Origin of the sequence: Streptomyces sp. NPDC023838, from assembly GCF_040639555.1 — a bacterium.
In the GTDB taxonomy this organism is placed as follows: Bacteria; Actinomycetota; Actinomycetes; order Streptomycetales; family Streptomycetaceae; genus Streptomyces.
This window is the reverse complement of the sequence record NZ_JBFAAD010000021.1, coordinates 108290-133491: the sequence shown is the minus strand read 5'-3', so window position 1 is coordinate 133491 and position 25202 is coordinate 108290. Positions and strand designations below refer to the sequence as shown.

General features: G+C 70.9%; 17 protein-coding genes and 1 pseudogene. 7 read left to right on the top strand and 11 right to left on the bottom strand.

Annotated elements, in window-relative coordinates; genetic code table 11:
- Positions 1–252: 252 nt before the first annotated feature.
- Entirely contained in the window at positions 253–1281 is a 1029-nt protein-coding gene (locus tag AB0G17_RS24490; protein WP_361386605.1) for an aspartate-semialdehyde dehydrogenase, read from the bottom strand.
- Positions 1282–1515: 234 nt separating this feature from the next.
- Here AB0G17_RS24490 and AB0G17_RS24485 point away from each other — a divergent pair.
- Positions 1516–3135: pseudogene (locus AB0G17_RS24485) on the top strand (M28 family metallopeptidase); the annotation flags it as partial.
- On the opposite strand, the gene AB0G17_RS24480 reads toward AB0G17_RS24485, so the two are convergent.
- Both AB0G17_RS24480 and AB0G17_RS24475 read right to left on the bottom strand, forming a co-directional pair.
- Positions 3128–6448: a S8 family serine peptidase gene (locus AB0G17_RS24480; RefSeq protein WP_361386602.1), complete on the bottom strand. Its 3321-nt coding sequence runs from the start codon at positions 6446–6448 to the stop codon at positions 3128–3130. The pseudogene AB0G17_RS24485 and the gene AB0G17_RS24480 overlap by 8 nt on opposite strands.
- A 163-nt stretch (positions 6449–6611) precedes the next feature.
- Positions 6612–7154: a CGNR zinc finger domain-containing protein gene (locus AB0G17_RS24475; protein WP_361386599.1), complete on the bottom strand. Its 543-nt coding sequence runs from the start codon at positions 7152–7154 to the stop codon at positions 6612–6614.
- 306 nt (positions 7155–7460) lie between these two features.
- Between AB0G17_RS24475 and AB0G17_RS24470 the strand changes: the two genes are divergently transcribed.
- Positions 7461–8648 carry a serine hydrolase domain-containing protein gene (locus AB0G17_RS24470; RefSeq protein WP_361386596.1) on the top strand — a complete coding sequence of 396 codons (1188 nt, stop codon included), beginning with the start codon at positions 7461–7463 and terminating at the stop codon, positions 8646–8648.
- A gap of 85 nt (positions 8649–8733) precedes the next feature.
- Here AB0G17_RS24470 and AB0G17_RS24465 read toward each other — a convergent pair whose 3' ends face one another.
- Both AB0G17_RS24465 and pepN read right to left on the bottom strand, forming a co-directional pair.
- Positions 8734–9810 carry a hypothetical protein gene (locus AB0G17_RS24465; RefSeq protein WP_361386593.1) on the bottom strand — a complete coding sequence of 359 codons (1077 nt, stop codon included), beginning with the start codon at positions 9808–9810 and terminating at the stop codon, positions 8734–8736.
- Positions 9811–9946: 136 nt separating this feature from the next.
- On the bottom strand, positions 9947–12526 hold the full coding sequence (gene pepN / locus AB0G17_RS24460; protein WP_361386590.1) for an aminopeptidase N: 2580 nt from the start codon (positions 12524–12526) through the stop codon (positions 9947–9949).
- Between the two features lie 135 nt (positions 12527–12661).
- Here pepN and AB0G17_RS24455 point away from each other — a divergent pair, with 135 nt between their 5' ends.
- Positions 12662–13324, top strand: a complete 663-nt coding sequence (locus tag AB0G17_RS24455) for a DsbA family protein (protein ID WP_361386587.1) — start codon at positions 12662–12664, stop codon at positions 13322–13324.
- A gap of 67 nt (positions 13325–13391) precedes the next feature.
- Here the strand turns inward: AB0G17_RS24455 and AB0G17_RS24450 are convergent, their stop codons facing one another.
- The 4 genes from AB0G17_RS24450 to AB0G17_RS24435 form a co-directional block, all read right to left on the bottom strand.
- Entirely contained in the window at positions 13392–13928 is a 537-nt protein-coding gene (locus AB0G17_RS24450) for a DUF4240 domain-containing protein (RefSeq protein WP_361386584.1), read from the bottom strand.
- A gap of 231 nt (positions 13929–14159) precedes the next feature.
- A complete protein-coding gene (locus AB0G17_RS24445; RefSeq protein WP_361386581.1) occupies positions 14160–14801 on the bottom strand; it encodes a superoxide dismutase in 642 nt (213 codons plus the stop codon).
- A 181-nt stretch (positions 14802–14982) separates the two neighbouring features.
- Entirely contained in the window at positions 14983–16386 is a 1404-nt protein-coding gene (locus tag AB0G17_RS24440) for an amino acid permease (protein ID WP_361386578.1), read from the bottom strand.
- A gap of 182 nt (positions 16387–16568) precedes the next feature.
- Positions 16569–18011 (bottom strand): amino acid permease, encoded by a 1443-nt coding sequence (locus AB0G17_RS24435; protein ID WP_361386575.1) that lies wholly within the window; start codon positions 18009–18011, stop codon positions 16569–16571.
- A 298-nt stretch (positions 18012–18309) separates the two neighbouring features.
- Here AB0G17_RS24435 and AB0G17_RS24430 point away from each other — a divergent pair, with 298 nt between their 5' ends.
- Positions 18310–18906, top strand: a complete 597-nt coding sequence (locus AB0G17_RS24430) for a biotin transporter BioY (protein WP_361386572.1) — start codon at positions 18310–18312, stop codon at positions 18904–18906.
- A gap of 89 nt (positions 18907–18995) precedes the next feature.
- Here the strand turns inward: AB0G17_RS24430 and AB0G17_RS24425 are convergent, their stop codons facing one another.
- Positions 18996–19784 carry a hypothetical protein gene (locus tag AB0G17_RS24425; RefSeq protein ID WP_361386569.1) on the bottom strand — a complete coding sequence of 263 codons (789 nt, stop codon included), beginning with the start codon at positions 19782–19784 and terminating at the stop codon, positions 18996–18998.
- A 148-nt stretch (positions 19785–19932) separates the two neighbouring features.
- On the opposite strand from AB0G17_RS24425, the gene AB0G17_RS24420 reads away from it, so the two are divergent.
- Positions 19933–21876 carry a serine/threonine-protein kinase gene (locus AB0G17_RS24420; protein ID WP_361386566.1) on the top strand — a complete coding sequence of 648 codons (1944 nt, stop codon included), beginning with the start codon at positions 19933–19935 and terminating at the stop codon, positions 21874–21876.
- Here the strand turns inward: AB0G17_RS24420 and AB0G17_RS24415 are convergent.
- Positions 21840–23345, bottom strand: coding sequence for an amino acid permease (locus AB0G17_RS24415; protein WP_361386563.1), 1506 nt, complete (start codon positions 23343–23345; stop codon positions 21840–21842). The genes AB0G17_RS24420 and AB0G17_RS24415 overlap by 37 nt on opposite strands.
- A 193-nt stretch (positions 23346–23538) precedes the next feature.
- On the opposite strand from AB0G17_RS24415, the gene AB0G17_RS24410 reads away from it, so the two are divergent.
- Together AB0G17_RS24410 and AB0G17_RS24405 are read left to right on the top strand one after the other, a co-directional pair.
- A complete protein-coding gene (locus AB0G17_RS24410; protein ID WP_361386560.1) occupies positions 23539–24027 on the top strand; it encodes a ribose-5-phosphate isomerase in 489 nt (162 codons plus the stop codon).
- A gap of 9 nt (positions 24028–24036) precedes the next feature.
- The gene (locus tag AB0G17_RS24405) at positions 24037–24852 is read left to right on the top strand and encodes a DNA-formamidopyrimidine glycosylase family protein (RefSeq protein WP_361386557.1); all 816 of its coding nucleotides are present in this window, start codon (positions 24037–24039) and stop codon (positions 24850–24852) included.
- Positions 24853–25202: the final 350 nt, after the last annotated feature.

The window sequence follows — 25202 nt, the reverse complement described above, 5'->3', positions numbered from 1 at the left end:
GGCGGCCATGGCGTCGGCGGGCGAGCGCCAGGTGGCCGGGTCGTACGCCTGGATGAACGGCTTGGCCCCTGTAGGGGCGCGGGGAACTGCGCGACCAGCCACATGTGGTCCGCAGACAAACGGGAGCGGGGTGCAGGGGCCGCAGGCCCCGCAGCGGGGTCCGGGGGCGTAGCCCCCGGGAGAGCCACCTTCACCCCCACCCACCCCCGGAGGGTTCAGGGAAGGGGCGGGGTGGGGCCAAAAACCCGGGGGTCAGCCGCGCAGCTCGTCCGCCACCAGCTCCGCGATCTGCACCGCGTTCAGCGCAGCCCCCTTGCGCAGGTTGTCGTTGGACAGGAACAGCGCGAGACCGTTCTCGACGGTCTCGTCGACCCGGATCCGGCCCACATACGACGCGTCCTTGCCCGCGGCCTCCAGCGGCGTGGGAATCTCCGAGAGCTCGACACCCGGCGCCGAGCGGAGCAGCTCGTACGCCCGCTCCACCCCGATCGCCCGCGAGAAGCGCGCGTTCACCTGGAGCGAGTGGCCCGAGAAGACCGGGACGCGCACACACGTGCCGGAGACCTTCAGGTCCGGGATGCCGAGGATCTTGCGGGACTCGTTGCGGAGCTTCTGCTCCTCGTCCGTCTCGTACGACCCGTCGTCCACGATCGACCCCGCCAGCGGCAGCACGTTGAAGGCGATCGGGCGCTTGTAGACGTTCGGCTCAGGGAAGGACACCGACTCCCCGTCGAAGGCCAGCTGGTCCGCCGCCTCGGCCACCGCGCACGCCTGGGTGTGCAGCTCCGCCACGCCCGCGAGCCCCGAGCCCGACACGGCCTGGTAGGTGGTGGCGACCATCGCGGTCAGCCCGGCCTCCTCGTGGAGCGGCCGCAGCACCGGCATCGCGGCCATCGTGGTGCAGTTCGGGTTGGCGATGATCCCCTTGGGGCGGTCCTTGATCGCCTCCGGGTTCACCTCGGAGACCACCAGCGGGACCTCGGGGTCGCGCCGCCACGCCGACGAGTTGTCGATCACGACCGCGCCCTGCCCGGCGACCTTCTCCGCCAGCGCGCGCGAGGTCGCGCCGCCCGCCGAGAAGAGCACGATGTCCAGGCCCGTGTAGTCGGCCGTGGAGGCGTCCTCGATGGTGATCTCCCGGCCCTCCCACGTGAGGGTGGAGCCCGCGGACCGCGCGGAGGCGAACAGGCGCAGCTCGTCGACCGGGAACTTCCGCTCGGCGAGGATGGTGCGCATGACTCCGCCGACCTGTCCGGTGGCTCCGACGATTCCGACCCTCACGGTGACTCCTTCTGTACGCGCATGTACGGCTCCGGCGCTCCCATCATGCGTCGGCGCCCGCCGGACTTGTCCAATCCATTGTCCGGGGTGTGGGACAGCTGCCCACTTGTGACGAGTTCATGGCGGCTCTGTTGCATCCGGCCCGAAATGCCTTCCGACGGACGATTCGCTGGTTACGGTCCTGCCGTCCGGACCGATAAACGGTCATCGCTTCCCGCATTCCGGAGGAACCCCGTGCGCGCACCCCGCCGCAGCCGGGCCATAGCGGCCCTGGCCGCAGCCCCCGTACTCCTGGCGGCAGCCGCCCCCGCCGTCGCCCACCCGCACGTCGCCCACTCGCACGCCCACAAGGACCCGCAGAAGCAGGCGCAGCGCCTGGCGAAGAAGCTGGTGTCGCAGGCGTCGGGGGAGAGCGCCTACCGCCACCTGGAGCAGTTCCAGAAGATCGCCGACGCCAACGGCGGCACCCGCGCCGCGGGCACACCCGGCTACGACGCCTCGGCCGCGTACGTCTACGGGCAGCTCAAGGGCGCCGGGTACGACGTCGCGTACCAGGACTTCGACATCCACGAGTCCAAGACCCTGCGCGAGAAGCTCACCGTCGTGACAGCGGGGCCGCGCGAGCTGAAGACCGCCGCCTTCCAGTTCAGCAAGGCGAGCCCGGCCGGCGGACTCACCGCCCAGGTCAAGGCGGCCCGCGTCGACGCGACCCCCGGCTGCGCGCTCGACGACTACGCGTCGGACACCTTCACCGGCAAGATCGCCCTGGTCAAGCGCGGCAGCTGCACCTTCCAGGAGAAGGAGGCCGTCGCCGCCAAGGCGGGCGCCGCCGGGATCATCCTCTACAACCACTCCGGCGACGCCCCCGTCCACGGCACCGTCAGTGACCCCGCCAACGCGCACATCCCCGCCACCGGCATCTCGCTCGCCGACGGCGAGGCGCTGGCCGCGCAGGTCGCCAAGGGCGATGTCACGGTCACCCTGGACGTCGCCACCGAGGCGGTCGCCCACAGGACCCGCAACGTGATCGCCGAGACGAAGGGCGGCGATCCGGCGAACGTCGTCGCGCTCGGCAGCCACCTCGACTCGGTCCCGGCCGGGCCCGGCATCAACGACAACGGCTCCGGCTCGGCCGGTCTGCTCGAAGTCGCGCTCAAGCTCGCCAAGGAGACCAAGCAGACCAAGAAGCACCCCAGGCCGACCGCCAACAAGGTGCGGTTCGCCTGGTGGTCGGGCGAGGAGCTGGGCCTGCTGGGCTCCGAGCACTACGTCAAGTCCCTGACGGCACAGCAGAAGCAGCGGATCAAGCTGTACCTCAACTTCGACATGATCGGCTCGCCCAACCCCGCCGAGCTCGTCTACGACGGCGACAACTCCGACAACGTGGGCGAGGGCGCGGGCCCGGCGGGCTCCGCCCAGATCGAGCGGCTGATCAACGGCTACCTGGACAAGAAGCGCGTCCCGCACTGGGGCACCGACTTCGACGGCCGCTCCGACTACGGCCCCTTCATCGAGCAGGGCATCCCGGCGGGCGGCACCTTCACCGGCGCCGAGGGCCTCAAGACCGAGGAGCAGGCGGCCGGGGCGGGCGGCGAGGCCAACAAGCCGTACGACCCGAACTACCACGCGGCCGGTGACACCCTCAAGAACATCGACCGCGCGTACTTCGACCTCAACATCGACGTCATCGCGCACGCGGTGGGCACCTACGCCCAGGACCTGGGCTCACTCAAGGGCTGAGCCCGTAGACGTACGCGTACGACCCGTAGACGTACGCATGCAAAAGAACAAGAAGGGGCCCGGCGTTCACGAAGAACGCCGGGCCCCTCCCTACGTGCTCACACCGTTACGGCGTGACCTTCTCGATCACGACGCTGCCGGTGCCCGCGGCGGTGCCGCGCGCGTTGACCAGCTTGACCTCGCCGAAGAACTGGCGTCCCTCGGGGGCCGCGCCGCTCACCAGGACCTGCGCGCCGACGGTCGCCGTGGCGCCGTTGGCGAGCTTGACCGTCTTGGAGTCGTCGACCTTGACGGTGCCGAGCGACGGCGCGTAGTACACGTCGCGGTAGTTGTACGTGGTGGACCCGGACGGGACCGCGTAGCCCGCGACCTGGATGGTGTAGGTGCCGGCGGCCGGCTTCACCAGGCTGACGGCCTCCTCGGAGTCGCCGTCCGCGGACGAGCCGACCTGCACGCCGTCCTTGAGGACCGTGAGGTCCAGGTCGGCCGCGGTGTCCGAGACGCCGCCGATGGCGACGTCGAGGCGCTCCACGCCCTCGCCGATGGTCAGCGTGCTCGTCTGGACCTCACCGGCCTTGATGGTCGGCTTGGCGACCTTCGCGGAGCCGAGCGCGCCGCCCTGCAGCTTGCCGTCGATGGCGGCGAAGTTGTTGGTGACCTTCCACTCGACCGGGGTCGAGGTGCCGACCTTGGCCTCCGGGACGGTCTTCACGGCCGGGTCGAAGACGGCGCCGAGCAGCGCCACGTCCAGCTTGTACGGGTTGTCGAGGTAGGGCGACGTACGGCGCGACTCGACTTCGATCTCCCACACGCCCGGCTGCGGGTCCGCGTAGGAGCGCAGGTCGGGGCGGCACTTGTTGGCCGGGTTGTCGTAGTTCGGGTAGCAGTTGGGCGTCCCCGTGTCGTCGACCGGCACGCCGTACGGGTGGATCGCGATGAACCGGGTCTGGCTGCCCGAGCGCAGCGCGCCCATGGAGACCTCAAGCGCCTTGGCGCCCGCCGGGACGCTCACGAAGTACGACTTGGTGCTGTTGCGCTGCACCGAGGACGAGTCCGTGAAGGTGTAGGCCGGCTTGGCCAGCGGCTTGGCGACGATCACGGTGGCGAGGATCTGCTGGTCCACGCCCTTGGTCCGCTTGTCGTTGACCTCCAGGATGGCGCTGTGCACGCCCGCCGACTTCGGCTGCGCCTGCACCTTGACGGTGACCGGCGTGTTCAGCCCCAGCGCGACCTCGTCGGAGCCCAGGACCTTGAAGGTGCCGTCGTTGTTCCTGAACGACAGCTTGTGCTTCACGGCCTTGTCCGGGCCCGTGGTGCGGGTGACGGTGACGTCGTACGTCTTCTTCTCGCCCGCCTTGAGGCCGCCCTCGCGGTCGTAGATGCCGGTGCCGAAGCCCGGCGTCTTCAGCGCGAAGTCGAGCGCGGTCTTCACCGGCGCCTTGACGCTGTACTCGTGCGCGGTCGCGCCGTCCTGGATCGCGTCCCAGGCGTCGACGATGTCGATCAGGCCCGCGCCCTCGGCGTACGCCTGAACGCCCTTGATGTGCTTGGCCGTCGACGTCAGCGCGGTGCGCAGGTCGGCCGGGGCCAGGTCGAGGTGCTTCTGCTTGGCGGCCGACAGCAGCAGGGCCGCGGCGCCCGTCGCCTGCGGCGAGGCCATCGAGGTGCCCTGGAGCATCGAGTAGCCGGCCGGCAGCGAGTAGCCCGACTCCTTGACCGGGGAGCCCGGCAGCCACGTCTGCGTGGTGTTGATCGCGGCACCCGGCGCCGACAGCGTCGGCGTGAAGCCGCCGTCCTCACGCGGGCCGCGCGAGGAGAACGGCATCATGTCGTACTTCTTCGACACGTTGGAGCCGTAGTTGGAGGCCCAGGTCTGCTGCGAGATGGTGGCGCCGACCGAGATGACGTGGTCCGCGAGGCCCGGGTCGCCGATGGTGTTGACGCCGGGGCCCTCGTTGCCGGCCGAGATGACCAGCTGGACGCCGTAGGTGTCGATGAGGCGCTTGTAGAGCTCGGAGCGCGCGTTGTTGCCGTCGTTGAGCGCCGGCAGGCCGCCGATCGACATGTTGACGATGTCGACGTGGCGGTTGGTGACCAGGTCGATCATGCCCTCGGTCAGCGCGATGTTGGTGCAGCCGCCGGACCAGTTGCAGGCCCGCGAGGAGACGATCTTGGCGCCGGGGGCGGCGCCGCTCATCTTGCCGCCGAACAGCCCGTTCGCGGCGGTGATGCCCGCGACATGGGTGCCGTGCTCGGACTCGATGACGCCGATGTTGACGTAGTCGGAGGTGTGCCCGGCCGCGTCGTACTTCACGTTCTTGCGGATCTCGACGGTGAACGGCATGCGCTCGACGACGTCGGTCGCCGGGTTGTCCGTACCGAAGTAGCCGACCTGGTAGCCGTCCTTGTACGGCTTCATGGCCTCGTCGTCGGTGAAGTCACCGTTGTTGTTGAGGTCCACGCGCACGGTCTCGGCGACCGGGTCGTAGAGCACGCCCCAGGTGTCGGTGGTGTCGCCGTCGCGGTTCAGGTCGCCCTTGGCGTCGCCGCCCGCGGTCACCTTCTCCGAGAGGAGGCTCACGTCGTAGCTGCCCGCCGGGGCCTTCCAGCTGCGGCCCTGGAAGGCGAACTCCGGGCCGGACACGGCGGTGTTCATCCGGCGCCAGGTGCCGTCGGCGTCCGCCACCGGGTCGGTCGCGGTGACCCAGTCGACGATCTTGCGCTCGCCGGTGGTGGTCTTCTGCAGCGCCGGGTGGCCCAGGTCCACGCCCGAGTCCAGGACGCCGATGGTGATGCCGCGGCCGTCGGCCTTGGGGTGCTGCTTGACGAAGTCGACCGCGCCCGTCTCGAAGGACGGGTTGTACGGGTTCTTCGCCGGGGTGTCCTTGCCTGGCGCCGCGAACGAGCCCGAGAGGGACTTGCGCGGCGCGCTCGCGCCCTTGGCGCTGTCGGCCGACGGGGTCGGGTCGTCGAGCTGGATCTCCTGCTTGAGGTCGATCCCGTGGACCGAGGGCAGCTTCGCGGCGGCCTTCAGGGCCGACTCCGCGGTGCCGGTCGGCAGGGTGGCGCGCACATAGCCGAGCTTGTCGTCGGTCTTGCCGACGGTGGCGCCCGGCACCGAGTCGAGCTGGTGCGAGACGGCGCCGGTGGCGCCGGGGGCGGTCGCCACCATCACGGTGACGGTCTTCTCGCCCTTGGCCTCGGCCTCGGCGAGCCGCTGCTCGTCGGCCGCGCCGAGCTTGGCCGCGGGATCCGCCGGGGATTTCGCGGGCGTGGACTTCACCGGAGCGGGCGTCGGACCGGCCGTCCCGGAGGCGAAGACGGGGGCGGCGCCCGCGGCGACGAGCGCGGCCACCATGCCGGCCGCGGCCGCTATCTGGGCCGTGCGTCTAGCGCCGGGTATGGCGCGCGGTGAATCGGAGGTCATCAGCTTCCCTAATGGTCAGAAAGGGTCCGGAATACGGTGCCGGATGACCGCTGAGCATCGCCTATGTGGCGGTTGTTTGTGGAGAGTTGACCGTGTCCGGAATCGGACATGGCGGGATCCCGCCATACGCCATCGGGCGCGAGGCCGGGTGAAACGGGGCGAATCAGCTCTCGCGCGTACGGGCGTAGTGACGGGACGCCTTCGCACGGTTGCCGCACGCGGCCATCGAGCACCAGCGGCGGGTGCCGTTCCGCGAGGTGTCGAAGAAGTGCAGGGTGCACGCGTCATGGGCGCAGGCGCGGATCCGGTCCGGCGCGGTGCGCAGCAGATCGAGGTAGTCCCGCGCGGCCGTCCAGGCGGGCCCCCACGCCGGATCGGCGAACTCGGCCCGCTCGCCCGGCCCTTCGGCGGAGAGAGTGGCGCGAATGCGGCCGTGCTCCAGGATCGCGTCGAGACCGGCGGCCGCCGCTGGCTCGCCGGGGTGCTCCACGGCCCGCAGCAGCGCGTCCCGGGCCCGCAGCAATGGCCCGAGCGCGGCCCGGTCGGCGGGGAAGCGGGCGTCGAGGCCGGTGGAGGCGAGCCAGACGGTGAGCCCGTCGGCGGAGGCGAGCAGATCCTGACGCTCCCCGTCGTGCGTCCATCGCGTGTTCAGCAGGTCGAGGGAGACGGGCTCTCCGGTGAGTGGGCGCGGATCGGGCGCGGACATCCCGGGCTCCTCTCGTACGTACGGGGTCGTGCGGCGGCGGTGCTGACCCCTCAAGGCGGTGCCAACCCTTCAAGGCGACGGTGCTGACCCCTCAAGGCGGTGCCAACCCCTCAAGGCGACGGTGCTAACCCCTCAAGGTTACGTGACCGGTTGCGCCTCCGGGCCTTCCGCGACCGCCCGGAAGGGGGCCAGGATCGGCTGAGATCCGCTCAACCCCGGCCCGCCGGGCAACTCGCCCGGCGCAGGCGGGGTCCTGTCCGCCGACGGCGCCGTAGGGGGCGCCGCGGGCGAACAGGGAGAGAGCACATGTCCATACGCAGGGGCAGGAGAGTCAGGACCGCCGCCCTCGGGGTGGCCGTGGCCGCGGGGATCACCGCGACGGTGTGCGCGGCCCCGGCCTCCGCGCGGGACGCGGCGCCCGGCTCGCACCGGGCCACCCAGCAGGCCATGGACGCGGCCGTGCGCGCCGGGGTGCCGGGCGTCGTCGGGCTCGCCCAGGACGGCGGGCGCGGCTGGACCGGGGAGGCGGGCGTCGCCGATCTGCGCACCGGCCGCGAGCGGCGGGCCGAGGACCGCTACCGGGTCGGCTCCATCACCAAGACGTTCGTGGCCACCGTCGTCCTCCAGCTCGAAGCCGAGGGCAGGCTGAGCCTGGACGACAGCGTCGAGCACTGGCTGCCGGGCGTGGTGCGGGGCAACGGCCACGACGGCACGAAGATCACTTTGCGCCGGCTCCTCCAGCACACGAGCGGCATCTTCAACTACACCCAGGACCAGACCTTCGGGCAGCGGGTCTTCACCGCGGACTTCCTCCGGCACCGCTATGACACCTACACACCACGGCAGTTGGTGGACATCGCGATGACGCATGCGCCGGACTTCGCACCGGGCACCTCCTGGCACTACTCCAACACCAACTTCGTCCTGGCCGGGATGGTGATCGAGAAGGCCACCGGACACTCCTACGCCACCGAGATCGACCGCCGCGTCCTGCGCCCGCTGCACCTGCGCTCCACCACGCTGCCGGGCACCGACTCCCGGATGCCGCGGCCCAGCGGCCGCGCCTATTCCAAGCTGTCCCAGCAGACGACCGGCCGGACGTACGACGTCACCGCGCTTGATCCGTCGATGGCGGGCTCGGCCGGCGAGATGGTGTCGGACTCCGCCGATCTGAACCGCTTCTACCGCGCCCTGCTGACCGGCGAGCTGCTGCCGCAGCGCCAGCTGAAGGAGATGACCACCACCGTCCCGGTGGGGTCCGACACCCCCGACGCCGGCTACGGGCTCGGTCTGATGGAGAACAAGCTGCCCTGCGGCACCGAGGTCTGGGGCCACGACGGCGGGATCCACGGCTCGTCCTCCGTGACTCTCACGACCAAGGACGGGCGCCACTCCCTGGCGTTCAACTTCAACGGCGACTGGTCGGGTGACAGCGCGGCGGTCGTGGTCGCCGAGTTCTGCGGCACCGCACCGGCGGCCGAACCGGTCAAGTGACCGGGCCTGTCAGGTGACTTCGGGGTGCTCCCCGTTCGTGGTGCTCCCCGTTCGTGGTGCTCCCCCGTTCCCCTTCTCGTTCCCTTCACCGGGGGAGCACCACCACATACGCGGCGGGCTCCCGGTCCGCCGAGGCCATCAGGGCGGTGCGCACCACCGTCGCCTGCTGGTCCATCGACTCGCGCAGCTTCCGGGGGGTGAGGTGGACGACGGTGATCCCCAGCCGCTCCAGCGTCTCGCGCTTCTGCGTGTACTCGCACCACAGCTCGTCGTCCTCCTTCCGCCGGCGCCGCTGGCGCGGCGACCGGGTGTCGAGCTCCACCGCCACCGCCTGGTCCGGCCAGTACGCGTCCACGCCCCCGATGTGCGGCCCGCCCGGCAGCCGCAGGTCCACGTTCCACAGCGGGTCGGGCAGCTCGTGGGTGCGCACCATCTCGTAGAGACGGTTCTCGGCGATGGCCCGCCCCTCGGTGAGCAGCGAGTCCACCGCGTCCACCACGTGCGACCGCGTCAGCAGCCGCGCCTGGGTCAACTCCCGTACGAGCGCGGCCGGTTCGCAGTGCCCGCCGCGTACCGCCTCGGTGAGCAGTCGGCGTACCGCGTGCGCGTCGGTGAGCTGGGCCACCGCGTCCGCCAGCGCCCTCGGCACCGGCGCCACCGGCACCCCGGCCACCGGCTCCGGTACCGGCATCACCTGCGTCCGCACCAGCCGTACGAAGCCGGTCGAGCGCAGCCGCCGGGTGCGCGGCACGAGCATGTCGATCCGGTCGAGCGAGAGCAGCGGGGGAGCGGAGGAGAAGCGGTGCAGGGCGAGCGCGGCGAGCCCGGTGACGATCGCGTCGCAGGGCGCCGCGTGCGCCTGGCCCGGGACCGGGATCGCCTTGGCGCGCTCGGGGGCCGGGCGTCCCGCGTACAGCAGGGCCGCGTGCAGCCGCTCCTCGTTGGTGGGCGGTCCCGGGTGCAACACGTAGACGCCGGGCAGCAGTTGCTGCCAGGGGCCGCCGGGGCGGCACTGGGCGGCGGTGGTGGCGGCCGGGACGCCGTGGGCGCGCAGCTGGGCCGCCGAGTAGACGCGCCGGTGCATGTCGGTGAGGTGGCTGAGGGGGCGCGGCGAGAGCGGGGAGGGGGTCTCGCCGCCGAAGGTCGGGGTGTTGTGGTTCATGCCCGGGGGTGTTCCGCGCCCGGAGCGGCCCTTAACCGCTGTTACAAGCCCGTCGACAATTCCGGACAAGCCCGTCCTAAAGTACGGGCGTTCGAGTGCCGATCAGGGGGCCCGTCGCCGGGCCCCCCGCCGGGCGTCAGCGGGCGGCCGCCGCCGCGTCGCAGGCCTGGCCGCGCAGGGTGCGGGCCAGGTCGTCACGGGCCTCCAGGACGAGGCGGCGCAGCGCCGGGGCCGCGTCCGGGTGGGCGGTGAGCCATTCGTCCGTGGAATCGAGCGTCGATCGGCTGTCCCGCAGGCTCGGGAAGAGCCCCCGCACGACGTCCATGCCGATCTGGATGGACCGCTCGGCCCACAGGCGCTCGATCACCTCGAAGTACTTCGGCGCGTAGGGAGCGATCAGCTCGCGCTGCGAGGGCTGGCCGAAGCCGGAGATGGTGGCCTCCACCAGCGCGTTCGACAGCGAGTCCGACTCGACGACCTGCGCCCACGCCTGCGCCTTGACGGCCGCCGACGGCCGGGCCGCCAGGCACCGCACCTGGTGGCGCTTGCCGGAGGCCGTGTCGTCGCGGGCGAGCTCGGCGCCGATCACCGACTCGTCGGCGCGGCCGTGCGCGGCCAGCGGCTCCAGGAGCACCCAGCGCAGCTCCTGGTCGACCTCCAGGCCGTCGATCTTGGCCGTCCCCGCCAGCAGCCCCTCGAGGAGCTGGAAGTCGGCGTCGGTCGTCGCCGTGGCGGCGAAGAAACGGGCCCAGGCCAGCTGGTGCTCGCTGCCCGGCGCCGCGATCCGCAGCTCGCGCAGCGCGCCCTCGGCGAGCAGCCGCCCGCCCTGCTCGCGCCCCTCGGGCGCCGCGTAGTGCGTCTGCGCCGAGCGGGTCCAGGCGTGCAGCATCTGGAGCACGCCGATGTCGCTCTCGCGCCCGGAGTGGGAGAGCACCAGGTCGATGAAGTCCCGCGCCGGCATCAGCGCGTCCCGCGTCAGGTTCCACAGCGCCGACCAGCACAGGGCGCGCGCCAGCGGGTCCGTGATGTCGCCGAGGTTCGTCCGCAGGGTGGCGAGTGAGCCCTCGTCGAAGCGGATCTTGCAGTACGTGAGGTCGTCGTCGTTGACGAGGATCAGCTCGGGCCGCTCGGCCCCGGCCAGCTCCGCCACCACCGTGCGCGGCCCGTCCACGTCGACCTCGGCGCGCGCGTACCGCACCAGGGCGCCCGCCTCGGAGCGGTAGAGGCCGACCGCGACCCGGTGCGGGCGCAGCGTCGGATGGGCCTCGACGGCCTCCTGGACCACGGCGAGCTCGGTGATGCGGTCGCCCGCGTCGTAAGTGACCTGCGGGGTGAGGGAGTTGACACCCGCCGTCTGGAGCCAGGAGCGCGACCAGGCCGCCATGTCCCGGCCGGAGACCTCCTCCAGGACCGACAGGAGATCGCCCAGGCGCGTGTTCCCGTACGCATGGCGCTTGAAGTAGCGCCGGGCGCCCTCCAGGAACGCCTCCCGGCCCACGTACGCCACCAGCTGCTTCAGGACCGAGGCGCCCTTGGCGTAGGTGATGCCGTCGAAGTTGAGCTTGGCGTCCTCAAGATCACGGATGTCGGCCGTGATCGGGTGCGTGGACGGCAGCTGGTCCGCGCGGTACGCCCAGGACTTGCGGCCGTTGGCGAAGGTGATCCAGCCGTTGGTGAACCGGGTCGCCTCGACCTGCGAGAAGCTGCCCATGAAGTCGGCGAACGACTCCTTCAGCCACAGGTCGTCCCACCAGCTCATGGTGACCAGGTCGCCGAACCACATGTGCGCCATCTCGTGCAGGATGACGTTGGCCCGGCGCTCGTACGCCGCCTGCGTCACCTTGCCCCGGAAGATGAACTCCTCGCGGAAGGTCACCATGCCCGGGTTCTCCATCGCCCCGAGGTTGTACTCCGGCACGAAGGCCTGGTCGTACTTGCCGAACGGGTACGGGTAGTCGAACTGGTCGTGGAAGAAGTCGAAGCCCTGCTTGGTGACGAGGAACACGTCGTCCGCGTCGAAGTGCCGGGCCAGGCCCTTGCGGCACATCGCGCCGAGCGGGATCTCCAGCGTGCTGCCGTCGTCGAACGTACGGCGGTAGGTGTCCGTCACGTAGTGGTACGGCCCGGCCACCACACACGTGATGTACGTCGAGATCGGCTTGGTCTCGGCGAACCGCCAGACCCCGTCCTCGCCCCGGGCGCCCTCGCCGTTGGACCACACCGTCCAGCCCTCGGGCGCCGTCGCCTCGAAGCGGAAGGGGGCCTTCAGGTCGGGCTGCTCGAAGTTCGCGAACACCCGCCGCGAGTCGGCCGGCTCGTACTGGGTGTAGAGGTAGACCTCGCCGTCCTCCGGGTCGACGAAGCGGTGCATGCCCTCGCCGGTGCGGCTGTACGCGCAGTTCGCGTCCACCACCAGCACGTTCTCCGCGGCCAGGTCCGCCAGCGCCACCCGGGTGCCGTCGAAAACCGCGGCCGGGTCCAGCGGCTTGCCGTTCAGGGTGACCGCGTTCACCGACGGCGCCACCAGGTCCGCGAACGAGCCCGCGCCCGGGGTCGCGCAGCGGAACCGGATCGTGGTGACCGAACGGAACGTACGCGGCCCGTCCGGGGCGTCCCCGACCGCGGACCGCAGATCGAGGGCGACCTCGTACCCGTCGACGGACAGCAGATCTGCCCGCTCACGGGCCTCGTCGCGGGACAGATTCTCACCGGGCACGGGCACTCCTTCGTGTCTCGTTCGAACAGCACCGATCCTGCCATGCCCGCCGGACCCCGGACACGCGGGAATGCGACGGGTGGCCAAAGACGTTCCCTCCGGTGATTTCCCAAGCGTGGCCCGATGAGGAGAGACATGTCCGAGACCCCGCCCCAGACCGGGAAGACCCCCGTCGACTTCTGGTTCGACCCGCTCTGTCCCTGGGCCTGGATGACGTCCCGCTGGATGCTGGAGGTCGAGAAGGTCCGCGACGTCGAGGTCCGCTGGCACGTGATGAGCCTGGGCGTCCTCAACGAGGACAGGCTCGACGAGCTGCCCGAGTCCTACCGCGAGTTCCTGACGACGCGGGCCTGGGGCCCGGTCAAGGTCGTCATGGCCGCGCAGCAGAAGTACGGCGAGGAGGTCCTCGGCAGGCTGTACACCGCGCTCGGCACCCGCTTCCACAACCAGGACCTCGGCTCCGGCCGCGAGGTGCTGGTCGCCGCCCTGGAGGAGGCGGGCCTGCCCGCGGAGCTCGCCGACTACGCGGACGTCGACAACAGCGCCTACGAGTTCGACGCCGAGCTGCGCGCCTCCCACAAGGAGGGCATAGACAAGGTCGGCCAGGACGTCGGCACCCCGGTCATCGCGGTGCCCGGCGCGGACGGCGAGCAGATCGCCTTCTTCGGCCCGGTCGTCACCCCGGCCCCCAAGGGCGAAGCCGCCGCGCGCCTGTGGGACGGCACGCTCCTGGTCGCCTCGACGCCCGGCTTCTACGAGATCAAGCGCACGCGCACGACGGGCCCGATCTTCGACTGATCCGGCGCCCCCGGTGTCACGGCCCCCGCGAGTCACCCACTCGCGGGGGCCGTGCCGCACCCCCCGCCTACTCCCCGTACAGCGCTGCCAGCCGCGGCAGGCGTCTCGCCATCTCCCCCGTGTCGTCGAAGTCGAAGTCCCAGCCCGGGTCCAGCTCCGGGTAGCGGATCGTGAAGCTGTCGCCGGGCAGCTCCTTGCCGGTGGCGGCCAGATGCGCGTCCCAGGCGATGCCGAGCGCCTCCTCGCACTCCATCTCCCAGCCCTCCACCGCCGCGTCCCGCACCGCCGTCAGGCCCGCCAGCTCGTCCGGGTCGGCCACCGCCCGGTCGAACACCTCGCGCCCCTGCGCGATCAGCCAGCCCCGGAAACAGTCGAACCCGTCGTCCGAGCACCCGCCGTTGATCGTGTACGCCGCGGCCCAGAGCGGCTGGCGGTAGGAGGCGGCCATCAGGTCCCAGAAGACCTGCTGGAATGCCACTATCTCGTCGACCGGCCGGGCCGAGAGCAGCGCCGCGGCCCGCGCCGCCACCGCCTCGGCGTCCGCCGCGTGCACCACCTGCGCGCGGGCGTCGTCGATGAGCGTCCAGAACTCCTGTGTGTCCATGGCTCCGAGCATGGCACCCGCCACTGACAACGGCGTACCGGAGCGGACACCGCACGGAAGAGACGGCTCACGGGACCGAACGGCATGCGCAGCGGGCCCGGCACGCGCAGCGAACGGCCCCCGCGAGTCACGTCCTCGCGGGGGCCGTCCGTTCACAACGCCCGCACGCGAAGGCTGAGAAGACGATCACGAGCAGGGCGATCAGGGGGCCGGGCGGAGCCGGGTTCCGCCCTACGGGACGAGCAGCAGGTTGTTCCCGGCGGCCTTCGCCGCGGCGTAACGCCTCGCCACGTCCTGCCAGTTGACGACGCGCCACATCGCCTCGATGAAGTCCACCTTCTGGTTCTTGTACTGGAGGTAGAAGGCGTGCTCCCAGGCGTCGAAGACCAGGATCGGGGTGGAGCCCTGGCCGACGTTGCCCTGGTGGTCGTAGATCTGCTCGACGACGAGACGGCCGCTGACCGGCTCGTACGCGAGGACGCCCCAGCCCGAACCCTGCGTCGTCGCCGACGCCTTGGTCAGCTGGGCCTTGAACTTGGCGAAGGAGCCGAAGGATTCGGCGATGGCGTCCGCCAGCTCGCCGGTGCCGTCCTTCTCCAGCGGCTCGCCGCCGCCGTCGCCGGTCATGTTGTGCCAGTAGATCGAGTGCAGGATGTGGCCGGAGAGGTGGAACGCGAGGTTCTTCTCCAGGCCGTTGACCGAGCCCCAGGCGTCCTTGTCGCGGGCCTCCGCGAGCTGCTCCAGGGTGTCGTTCGCGCCCTTCACGTACGCCGCGTGGTGCTTGTCGTGGTGCAGCTCGATGATCTCCGGGCTGATGACGGGTTCGAGCGCGGCGTAGTCGTACGGAAGTTCAGGAAGCGTGTAAATGGCCATGTCCGAAGCCCCTCCGACTGCTTGTTGCAACTGATGTGCAAGTGCACGCTACCAGCAGGTACGTGGAGTCGCGGCCAGGGGTGGCCTCAGCAAAAAGCCCTGCGCCCGCAGGTCTAGGACCTCCGGACACAGGGCTTCGCGCGGGCTTCGCGCGGGCCTCGCGGGCTTCGGGCGGGGTGGCTCAGGCCTCCTGGCGGGCTCCCCTGCGCTGGCGCGCGTAGCCGATGACGGCCAGCACCACCGTCAGCGCCCCCGTCGCCATCAGCTGGTCGCGGGTGTCGGGCTGACGGGCCATCAGGACGAAGATCCCGGCCATCGCCGCCAGCGCCACCCAGGTCAGCCCCGGGTACAGCCACATCCTCACGACCAGCTTCTCGGGCGTCTCGCGCTCGGTGCGCCGGCGCAGCAGCAGCTGGGAGACGGCGATGAAGATCCAGACGACCAGGATCACCGCGCCGATCATGTTCAGCAGCCAGGGGAAGACGTCGTCCGGCCGCCAGTAGCTCAGCAGCACGCACCCGAAGCCGAAGACCGAGGAGCACAGCACCCCGACGCGCGGCACGCCGCTGGAGATCCGGCCGAGCGCCTTGGGGCCCTGGCCCCGGTCGACCAGCGAGTAGGCCATGCGGGACGCGCCGTAGATGTTGGCGTTCATCGCGGAGAGCAGGGCGACCAGGACGACCACGTTCATGATCTGCCCGGCGCCGTCGATGCCGAGGTGGTCGAGCGCGGCCACGTACGGGCCCTTCTCCACCACGGCCTTGTCGTTCCAGGGCACCAGCGTGACGATGACCGCCATCGAGCCGATGTAGAAGACGGCGATGCGCCACATGGCGGTGCGCACCGCGCGGGCGACGCCCTGGACCGGCTTCTCGGACTCGGCGGCCGCGATGGTGACCGTCTCCAGACCGCCGTACGCGAAGACGGAGGCGAGCAGTCCGAGCACCAGACCCTCGGAGCCGTTGGGCAGGAATCCGCCCTCGCCGGTGAGGTTGGAGGTGCCGGGGGCGGGCGTGTCCGGCAGGACGCCGAGGATGGCGAGCAGGCCGAGGACGAGGAAGAGGGTGATCGCGGCGACCTTGAGCGCCGCGAACCAGAACTCGAACTCGCCGAAGTTCTTCACGGCCGCGAGGTTGGTGGCGGTGAAGACGAGCATGAACAGCGCGACCCAGGCCCACTCGGGCGTACCGGGCAGCCAGCCTGTCACGATCTTGGCGGCGCCGATGCCCTCCAGGCCGACCGCCACACAGAGCAGCACCCAGAACGCCCAGCCGGCGGTGAACCCGGCCCAGGGCCCGATGGCCCGGTCGGCGTGTACGGAGAAGGAGCCGGACGCGGGGTTGGCCGCCGACATCTCGCCCAGCATGCGCATCACGAGCATGACGAGCGCGCCGGATATGCCGTAGGCGAGGACGATCGAGGGCCCGGCGGCGGCGATTCCGGCGCCGGAGCCGACGAAGAGCCCGGCGCCGATGACGCCGCCGAGGGCGATCATCGAGAGGTGGCGCTGCTTGAGACCGTGGGTGAGGGGGGAGTCGACCTTCGGCGGTGCGTCGGTCGTCGCGGGCGCGTTTGTCCGGGACATGGGCAGGCCCTGTTCACTAGCTGAGACGGGGGGCGGGAGCCACAGTCTGGGCGTGGCACCGATCAGAGGGAACACCAGACCGCTATCCGGACACTCGACTCACACAGCGTGAAACCCTGCGCACATCTCGTCCCCGGAATCTACACGTCCACCCTCGTGGGTCCCGCCAAACCCGCCCGTAACTACCGACCTGACGATCGGTCGGCTACTTCGGCCGCTTCAGCGGTCCTCGCCCGCCACTCCCGTACGAAGGCGACCACGAGCACCGCGCCCGTCGCGCCCGCCGACCACAGCACCTGGGGCCGGGCGTCGTCGTCGAGGAGCATCAGGACGAGCACGGCCGCCATCGCCGCGAGCGCCGCCCACGTCAGCCACGGGAAGGCCCACATCCGCAGCGTGAGCCGCTCCGGGGCCTCGCGCTCGATCCGGGGCCGCAGCCGCAGCTGCGAGACGGCGATCAGGCCCCAGACGAACAGGAGCACCGCGCCGACCGCGTTGAGCATGTAGAGGAAGACCGAGTCGGGCCACTTCAGATTGAGCAGCACCGAGACGAACCCGAAGGCGACCGACGCGATGACCGCGCGCCGGGGCACGCCGCCGCCCGACACCTTGAGCAGCCCATTCGGCGCCTCGCCGCGCTCGGCCAGCGAGAAGACCATCCGCGAGGAGCCGTACAGATTGGCGTTCAGTGCGGAGAGCAGGGCGACGAAGACGACCACGTTCATGATCTGCCCCGCGCCCGAGACCCCGATCGAGTCGAGCACGGCGACGTACGGGCTGTGACCGGGCTCCATCGACGTCCACGGCAGCAGGGTCACGATGACCAGCATCGAGCCCACATAGAAGAAGAGGATGCGCCAGACCGCGCTGCGCACCGCGCGGCCGACCGCGCGCACCGGGTCGTCCGACTCGGCGGCCGCGATGGTGACGACCTCAAGACCGCCGAAGGCGAAGATCACCGCGAGGACGCCGGAGACCACGCCGTCCCAGCCGTTGGGCAGGAAGCCGCCCTGCCCGGTGAGGTTGGCGAACCCGACGGGGTCGGTGTCGGGCAGCACCCCGAAAACGGCCAGCAGCCCGAGCGCCAGGAACAGCACGATCGCGCCGACCTTGAGTGTGGCGAACCAGAACTCGAACTCACCGAAGTTCTTCACGGCCGCCAGATTGGCCACCGTGAACACGACCATGAAGACCAGGACCCAGGCCCACTGCGGCATCCCCGGCACCCAGCCGTGCGCGATCTGCGCCGCGCCCGTCGCCTCCACGGCGAGGACGACCACCAGCAGGAACCAGTACAGCCAGCCGACGCTGAACCCGGCCCACCGGCCGAGCGCCCGCTCCGCGTGCACCGAGAACGACCCCGAGGCGGGCATCGCCGACGACATCTCCCCGAGCATCCGCATCACCAGCATCGCGATCGCGCCCGCGATCAGATACGAGACGACGATCCCCGGCCCCGCCACCGCGATCCCGGCCCCCGACCCCACGAAGAGACCGGCGCCGATCACCCCGCCCAGGCCCAGCATGGTCAGGTGGCGCTGCTTCAGCCCGTGGGACAGCGGCTCGGCCTCCACCGAGGCGGTGTCGGCGGCGGTGGCCCCGGCCGTGGTCTTGCCGTCGTGCATGGCGCTCGTAACTCTCGTACCAGCGACTGACCGGTGACCGGCCAGTGACTGATCATTTATGGGGAACCTACAGTCTCCCCGAGTTCCGGCCCGATCCGCAAAACCGTACGTACTCCTCATCGATGCAGTGACGAGGGTCACCCCAACGGACGGAAGCAGTCCGGCCTTTGTGTGATCTCCACCAAGGGCTCAACCACTGCTTTGTGGGCCGCTGATGGTGATCGAGTCAGAGTCGCTCGGCTAACGTCACGGTGTCCCCAGCACGTAACTGCCCGTCCCCGACCCCGCGGAGCCCACGATGGCCACGACCACTGCCCCCGCCCCCGCCGCAGCACCCCGCACCGGAAAGGTCCTCGCCGACCTGCTGCCCGGCGCCCGCACCCGGGACATCGCCCTGGTGCTCGGCGGCGCGGCGCTCACCGGCGTGGCCGCCCAGATCGCCGTGCCCGTCCCGGGCTCCCCGGTCCCCGTCACCGGCCAGACCTTCGCGGCGCTGCTGGTGGGCACCTCGCTCGGCGCCCGCCGCGGCTTCCTCTCGCTCGGTCTGTACGCGCTGATCGGCATGGCCGGGATGCCGTGGTTCGCGGGCGGCACCTCGGGCGCGGGCGGCGCGTCCTTCGGCTACGTCCTGGGCATGCTGCTCGCCTCCACCGTCGTGGGCGCCCTCGCCCGCCGCGGCGGCGACCGCTCGGTGCTGCGCACCGCGGGCACGATGGTGCTCGGCTCCGCGATCATCTACGCGGTCGGCGTCCCGTACCTGGCCGCCTCGACCGGTATGTCGATGAACCAGGCGGTGGCGGCGGGCCTGACGCCGTTCCTGCTGGGCGACGCGCTGAAGGCGGCGTTGGCGATGGGCGCACTGCCGACGGCGTGGAAGTTCGTGGGCCGCAAGTAGGACGCGGGCGGTCACAGGGAAGGGGCCTGGAGGCGCTGGCGCGCGCTCCAGGCCCCTTTTTTTGCTTTCTCCGTCAGATTCCTTCTCCGTCAGTGCGTGCGCCGACGGTGGTGATGGCGGGTGTTGGCCCACCAGATGCCGGTGGTGCCGACGAAGAGGAGCAGTCCGGCGGCCGCGAGCAGCGGCAGTACGCCGTCATTGACACCGGTCTTGGGGAGCTGGGACGGCGGGGTCGGAGCGGGGCTGCCGGTCGGGACGGGTGCGGTCGGGGGCGGGGTGGCGGAGCCGCTGGGCGGCGCGGCCGGAACGTTGTCGGTGCCGAGCAGCAGGGGGGTGTCGGGGGCGTTGGGCGTCGGCTTGGTCGTCCCGAACGGGACCGGCCCCTGCTGCCACAGCAGTTTCTCGCCGGTGCCCTCGGTGACCGGAAGACAGATCTTTCCTGTCTTCTTCAGGTCGTATGTGGCGGATACGGTGTACGACTTGTCGGCGCCGGCGGCCACGTTGTCGATGACACAGGCGAATCCGGTATTGGTCCCCTTCGGCAGCCGGTTCTCGGGCACCGTCACGCACCCGTCCACGCCGGTGATCCGCATGCCGTCGAGGCCGAGGACCGTGAGGGTGACCCGGCCGGTGTCCTTGGTCCCCTTGTTGAGGATTTTCGCGGTGAGCGTGGTCTTTCCGGAAGAATTGTCGACCTTGATTTCCTTCGGCAGCTCGGTGGAGATCTTGAGCTCGGCCGGGGCGCTGGGCCCGGGCGATCCGCCCTGATCACTGCCGGGTGTGGGGTCGGCGGCAAAGGCCAGTGATCCCAGAGGTAGTACGAGTAGTCCGGCGAACAGGCCGGCGGCCACGGAGCCCCAGTGTTTCTTCGAACGCATTTCCCATCCCCCTCAGCCGAGTTGTTCGGCCGGCGTACTGAGAGCAGTGCTCAGCAGGGTCCCACAAGATTTCGCGGAATTATGCTGTGATGGTGGCAAGTTCGTGTTTCTGTCCTGGTCGCACCAGGTACTGAGGGGGCGGGCGGTAATGCCGGGAATTCGGGGGCTGTTGGTCGCGGGGCGATACCGACTCGACGTCACGATCGGCCAGGGTGGAATGGGGCGGGTGTGGCGGGCGTTCGATGAAATCCTGGACCGCCAGGTCGCCGTAAAAGAGATGCGCATGAACGACCTCGACGCCGAGGACAGCCGCATCCGCCGCGAACGCACCCTGCGCGAGGCGCGGGCGACGGCCCGCATCGACCATCCGAACGTGGTGCGCGTCTACGACGTGGTGGAGGAGTCCGACCGCCTCTGGATCGTGATGGAGCTGGTGGACGCGCGCTCCCTGGAGCAACTCCTGGTCGAGGACGGCCCGGTGCCCCCGCGAGAGGCGGCGCGGATCGGATTGGGCCTGGTGGAGGCGCTGAGGGAAGTACACGCGGTAGGAGTCCTACACAGAGACATCAAGCCCGGGAACGTGCTCCTGAGCCGCACCGGCCGAGTGGTCCTCACCGACTTCGGCATCGCGGCGATCCAGGACGCGACGGCGCTGACGGTGGTGGGGATGCTGGTCGGCTCGCCGGACTACATGGCGCCGGAACGGGTGGGCGGCAGGCCCCAGGGCCCGGCGTCGGACCTGTGGTCCCTGGGGGCGACGCTGTGCGCGGCGGTGGGCGGCCAGTCCCCGTTCGCCCGCGAGACGACGCTGGCGACGCTGCACGCGGTCCTGTACGAGGAGCCCGAACTCCCGCTCTCAGCAGGCCCGTTGTCCCCGGCGCTGGCATCGCTCCTGGTGAAGGACCCGGATCAACGCCCCACCCTGGACGCCCTGTCCACACTCCTGACCCCGATAGCGACCCCCCCGACCCCCACCCTCACGCGGCCACCCCCGACGCCCCACCCCGCAACGAAACGGGACCCAAGGCACCCGCTTGCGGGGGGCGAAGCCTCCGCAAGCGGGTCCGGGGCCCCGACGCTGCCCCCACCCGCCGGGGGCCCCGGCGACCCCGCTGCGCCCCACCCCGGCCGGACGCCGGGGCGAAGCCCCGTAGGGGGCGCGGGGAGCGAAGCCTCCGCGGACAGCCCCGGGCCGGGCGTGCCAGCCGCGCCCCCGCCCGCCGGGGGCGCGGCCCTCGCGGACAGTCCCGGGCCGGGCGTCCCCGCCCCGCCCCCGCCCACCGGGGGCGCAGCGGCCGAAGCCCCCGCAAGCGGCCCCGGGGCCTCCACGCTTGCCCCGCCCGCCCCGCCCCCCACCAGGAGTGCAGGGGGCGGAGCCCCCGCTGGGGGGCTGGGGGCGCAGCCCCCGGAGAGTTCGCTCGCACTCCCACCTCAACCCACCCCCACCCCCGGAGGGTTCAGGGAAGGGGCGGGGTGGGGGAATCGACGCCTCGCCACCACCGCGGCCATCGCCGTAGCCGCGGCCCTGGCCACCCTCGTCGTCCTGGCCACGACACACGGCGCCGGCACCGGCACCGCCGGCAGCACCAACACCCCCGGCCCCCACACGCGCCCCAGCGTGACAAGCACCGTCGCCGGCACGGCCCGACCCCCCAGCACTCCCACCACCCCACCCCCCGGCACCCGAGGAGAGACCGGCTTCGCCTGGGCGCCCCCCGAGGGCTGGACGCGTACCGCCAAGAGCCCGTCCAACATCCACTACCACTCACCCGGCGGAAAACAGGAAATCGCCGCCTCGTACGCACTCGCACGCGGCGGCGATCTCATGCCCCAGTGGCAGGAAGCCGAGCAGGGCTCCCACGACGTCCCGGGCTACCGGAACATCCGCCTGGAGCGGACCACCTTCGACGGCCGCCCGGCCGTCGTCTGGGACTACTACTTCACACAGGACGGCGCCCCCTGGAAGGCCCGCCAGATGGGCTTCGACGAGGGCGGCAAGTCGTACCAGGTCAACATCTGGTACCTCGCCGCCACCGAGGACGACGCCCTGCGCACCTACTCCGCGGTGACCTCGTCGTTCACACCGCTCTGAGCGACCTCGACGGCCGGGACCGGAGCCGACCGCTGCGTGAAGTCCCGCACCAGCGCGATCGCCACCACGACGGCCGCGACCAGCAGGGACAGCAGCACCTGCTTGCGCCCGGCGTCGTCCGTCAGCATGTACACCAGCACGAACGAGATCATCGCGATCGTCGCCCACGTCAGATACGGGAAGAGCCACATCTTCACCGTCAGCTTCTCCGGCGTCTCGCGCAGGATGATCCCGCGCATCCGCAGCTGCGTGAAGCAGATGACCAGCCACACGAACAGCGCGACCGCGCCGGACGAGTTCAGCAGGAAGTCGAAGACGGTGTCGGGCCACTTGTAGTTGAAGAAGACGGCCACGAACCCGAAGAGGACCGAGCCGAGGATGGCCGCCTGCGGCACGCCCCGCGCGTTGGTACGGGCGAAGGCGCGCGGCGCGTCACCGCGCTGGCCGAGCGAGAAGGCCATGCGGGAAGCGGTGTACAGGCCGGAGTTGAGGCAGGACAGCACCGCCGTCAGCACGATCACGTTCATGATCTGGCCCGCGTGCGGGATGCCGATCGAGTTGAGCGCCGCGACGTACGAGCCGTCCTTGACGATCGCCGGGTCGTTCCACTTCAGCAGGCTGAGCACGACCAGGATCGAGCCGAGGTAGAAGACGCCGATACGCCAGATCACGCTGTTGGTGGCCTTGGTGACGGCCCGCTGCGGGTCCTCGGACTCACCGGCGGCCAGGGTGACGATCTCGCTGCCCATGAAGGAGAAGACGACCATCAGCACACCGGTGAGAATCGCCCCGGCGCCCTTCGGCATGAATCCGCCGGCATCGGTGAGATGCGCGAACCCGTCGCCGGGGTTGTCCGAGCCCGGGAGTATCCCGAAGACGGCGAGCAGCCCGATGGCGACGAACGCGCCGATGGCCACGACCTTGATCCCGGCGAACCAGAACTCGAACTCGCCGTACGACGACACCGACACCAGGTTGGTGGCGGTCAGCACGATCATCACGATCAGTGCCCAGCCCCACTGCGGGACCGCCCCGACCCAGCCGTGCAGGATCTTCGCTCCGGCGGTCGCCTCGACGGCGAGCACCACGACCCAGAAGAACCAGTAGAGCCAGCCGATGGAGAACCCGGCCCAGCGGCCCAGCGCGCGGTCGGCGTAGGCGGAGAAGGAGCCGGAGGTCGGTCGCGCGGCGGCCATCTCGCCCAGCATGCGCATGACGAAGACGACCATCAGGCCGACGAGCGCGTACGAGAGCAGGATGGCGGGCCCGGCGGCGGCGATGCCGGAGCTGGAGCCGACGAAGAGCCCGGCTCCGATGACACCGCCGATGGCGATCATCGAGAGATGACGGTTCTTGAGACCGGCCTGGAGGCCGTTGGAGCCGTGCGGGGCGCCGACGACGGGGGAGTCGGGCGTTCCGGGATCGCCCGGTCGGCCGTCTTCCTTCGCAAGGGAGGGTTGCGAGGTCATGGACGAATCCTTAGGTCTAAGGGTCGCTCGGGTTACGAACCAACGCATTGAAGCCCGGTACTCCCAGGTACGGAAGGCCTGACTCCGAATCGTGATGAGGGGAACAAGGTCATCAGTTCTCCGGGACGAAGCTCCTTACCGGTCCTCACCCCGATGAACCCTGCCCGCCGGATCGCATGCCACACTCGGGGGCATGCGCGTGTACCTCGGTTCAGACCATGCCGGATACGAACTCAAGAACCACCTGGTCGAGTGGCTCACGGCCCATGGCCACGAGGCCGTCGACTGCGGTCCCCACATCTACGACGCCCAGGACGACTACCCGCCGTTCTGCCTGCGCGCCGCCGAGAAGACGGCCGCGGACCCGGACTCGCTGGGCATCGTGATCGGCGGCTCCGGCAACGGCGAGCAGATCGCCGCGAACAAGGTGAAGGGCGTACGGGCGGCCCTGGCCTGGAGCGAGCAGACGGCGGCGCTGGGCCGCGAGCACAACAACGCGAACGTGATCTCCATCGGTGGGCGGATGCACACCCAGGAGGAGGCGACCAAGTTCGTCGAGGTGTTCCTGAGCACTCCGTACTCGAACGAGGAGCGCCACACCCGCCGCATCGAGATGCTGGCGCGTTACGAGAGCACGGGCGAACTCCCCGAGATCCCCGCGCACCACCCGCAGCAGGGCTGACCTGGCGTTATGCCCGAGGGTCACACGATCCACCGCTTGGCCGCCGACCACGAGAAGTGGTTCGGCGGCCGCCGCGTGCGCGCGTCGAGCCCGCAGGGGAAGTTCTCGGACGGGGCGGCGCTGGTGGACGGGCAGGTGCTGGAGTGCGCGCAGGCGCACGGCAAGCACCTCTTCCTGGGCTTCGGTGAGGCCGTGGGCTGGATCCACATCCACCTGGGCCTGTTCGGCAAGTACGCGCTGGGCGACGGCCCGGCGCCGCCGGCCACGGAGACGGTCCGGCTGCGCCTGACCGGTCCCGGCGGGTACGCGGACCTGCGCGGCCCCACGACCTGCGCGCTGATCACGGACGCGGAGAAGGCGTCCATACATGCCCGTCTGGGCCCGGACCCGCTGCGGGCCGCCGACACCGGCGAGAAGGCCTGGGCCCGGATCTCGCGCAGCCGCACGACGATCGCGGCGCTGCTGCTCGACCAGAAGGTCATCGCGGGTGTCGGCAACGTGTACCGGGCGGAGGTCCTGTTCCGGCACGGCGTGGACCCGTACCGGGAGGGTCGCTCGCTGTCGCGTTCGGAGTGGGACGCGATGTGGGCGGACCTGGTGCTGCTCATGCGGGAGGGTGTGCGCCTGAACCGCATCGATACGGTGCGGCCGGAGCACATGCCGGCGGCGATGGGTCGTCCGCCGCGGGTCGACGACCACGGGGGTGAGGTGTACGTGTACCGGCGCGCGCACCTGCCGTGCCACATCTGCGCGACAGAGATCCGCACGGCGGACCTGGCGGCCCGGAACCTGTTCTGGTGCCCGGGCTGCCAGGGCCGCGCGTAGACGGGGACCAGCCCCCACCCCGCCCCTTCCCGAAAGCCCTCTGGCGGGCGGCCGGTGCTTCGTCTGCGGACCGTGCTGGGTTGCTCGCGCCCACGCGGCGGAGCCGCACATGTCACAGTCCCGCGCCCCTTTGGATGCGCCCCTTCGGGGCGCCCAGGGGATTGCCGCGCAGCGGCATTCAAGGGGCGCGGGGAACTGCGCGACCAGCCCCCGCCGGCCCGCAGACGAACGGAGCGGGGTGCAGGGGCCGCAGGCCCCGCCTCAGGGGTCCGGGGCATCGCCTCAGGGTCCGGGGGCATCGCCGCCGGGAGCCCCCACCCCCGGAGGGTTTAGGGAAGGGGCGGGGTGGG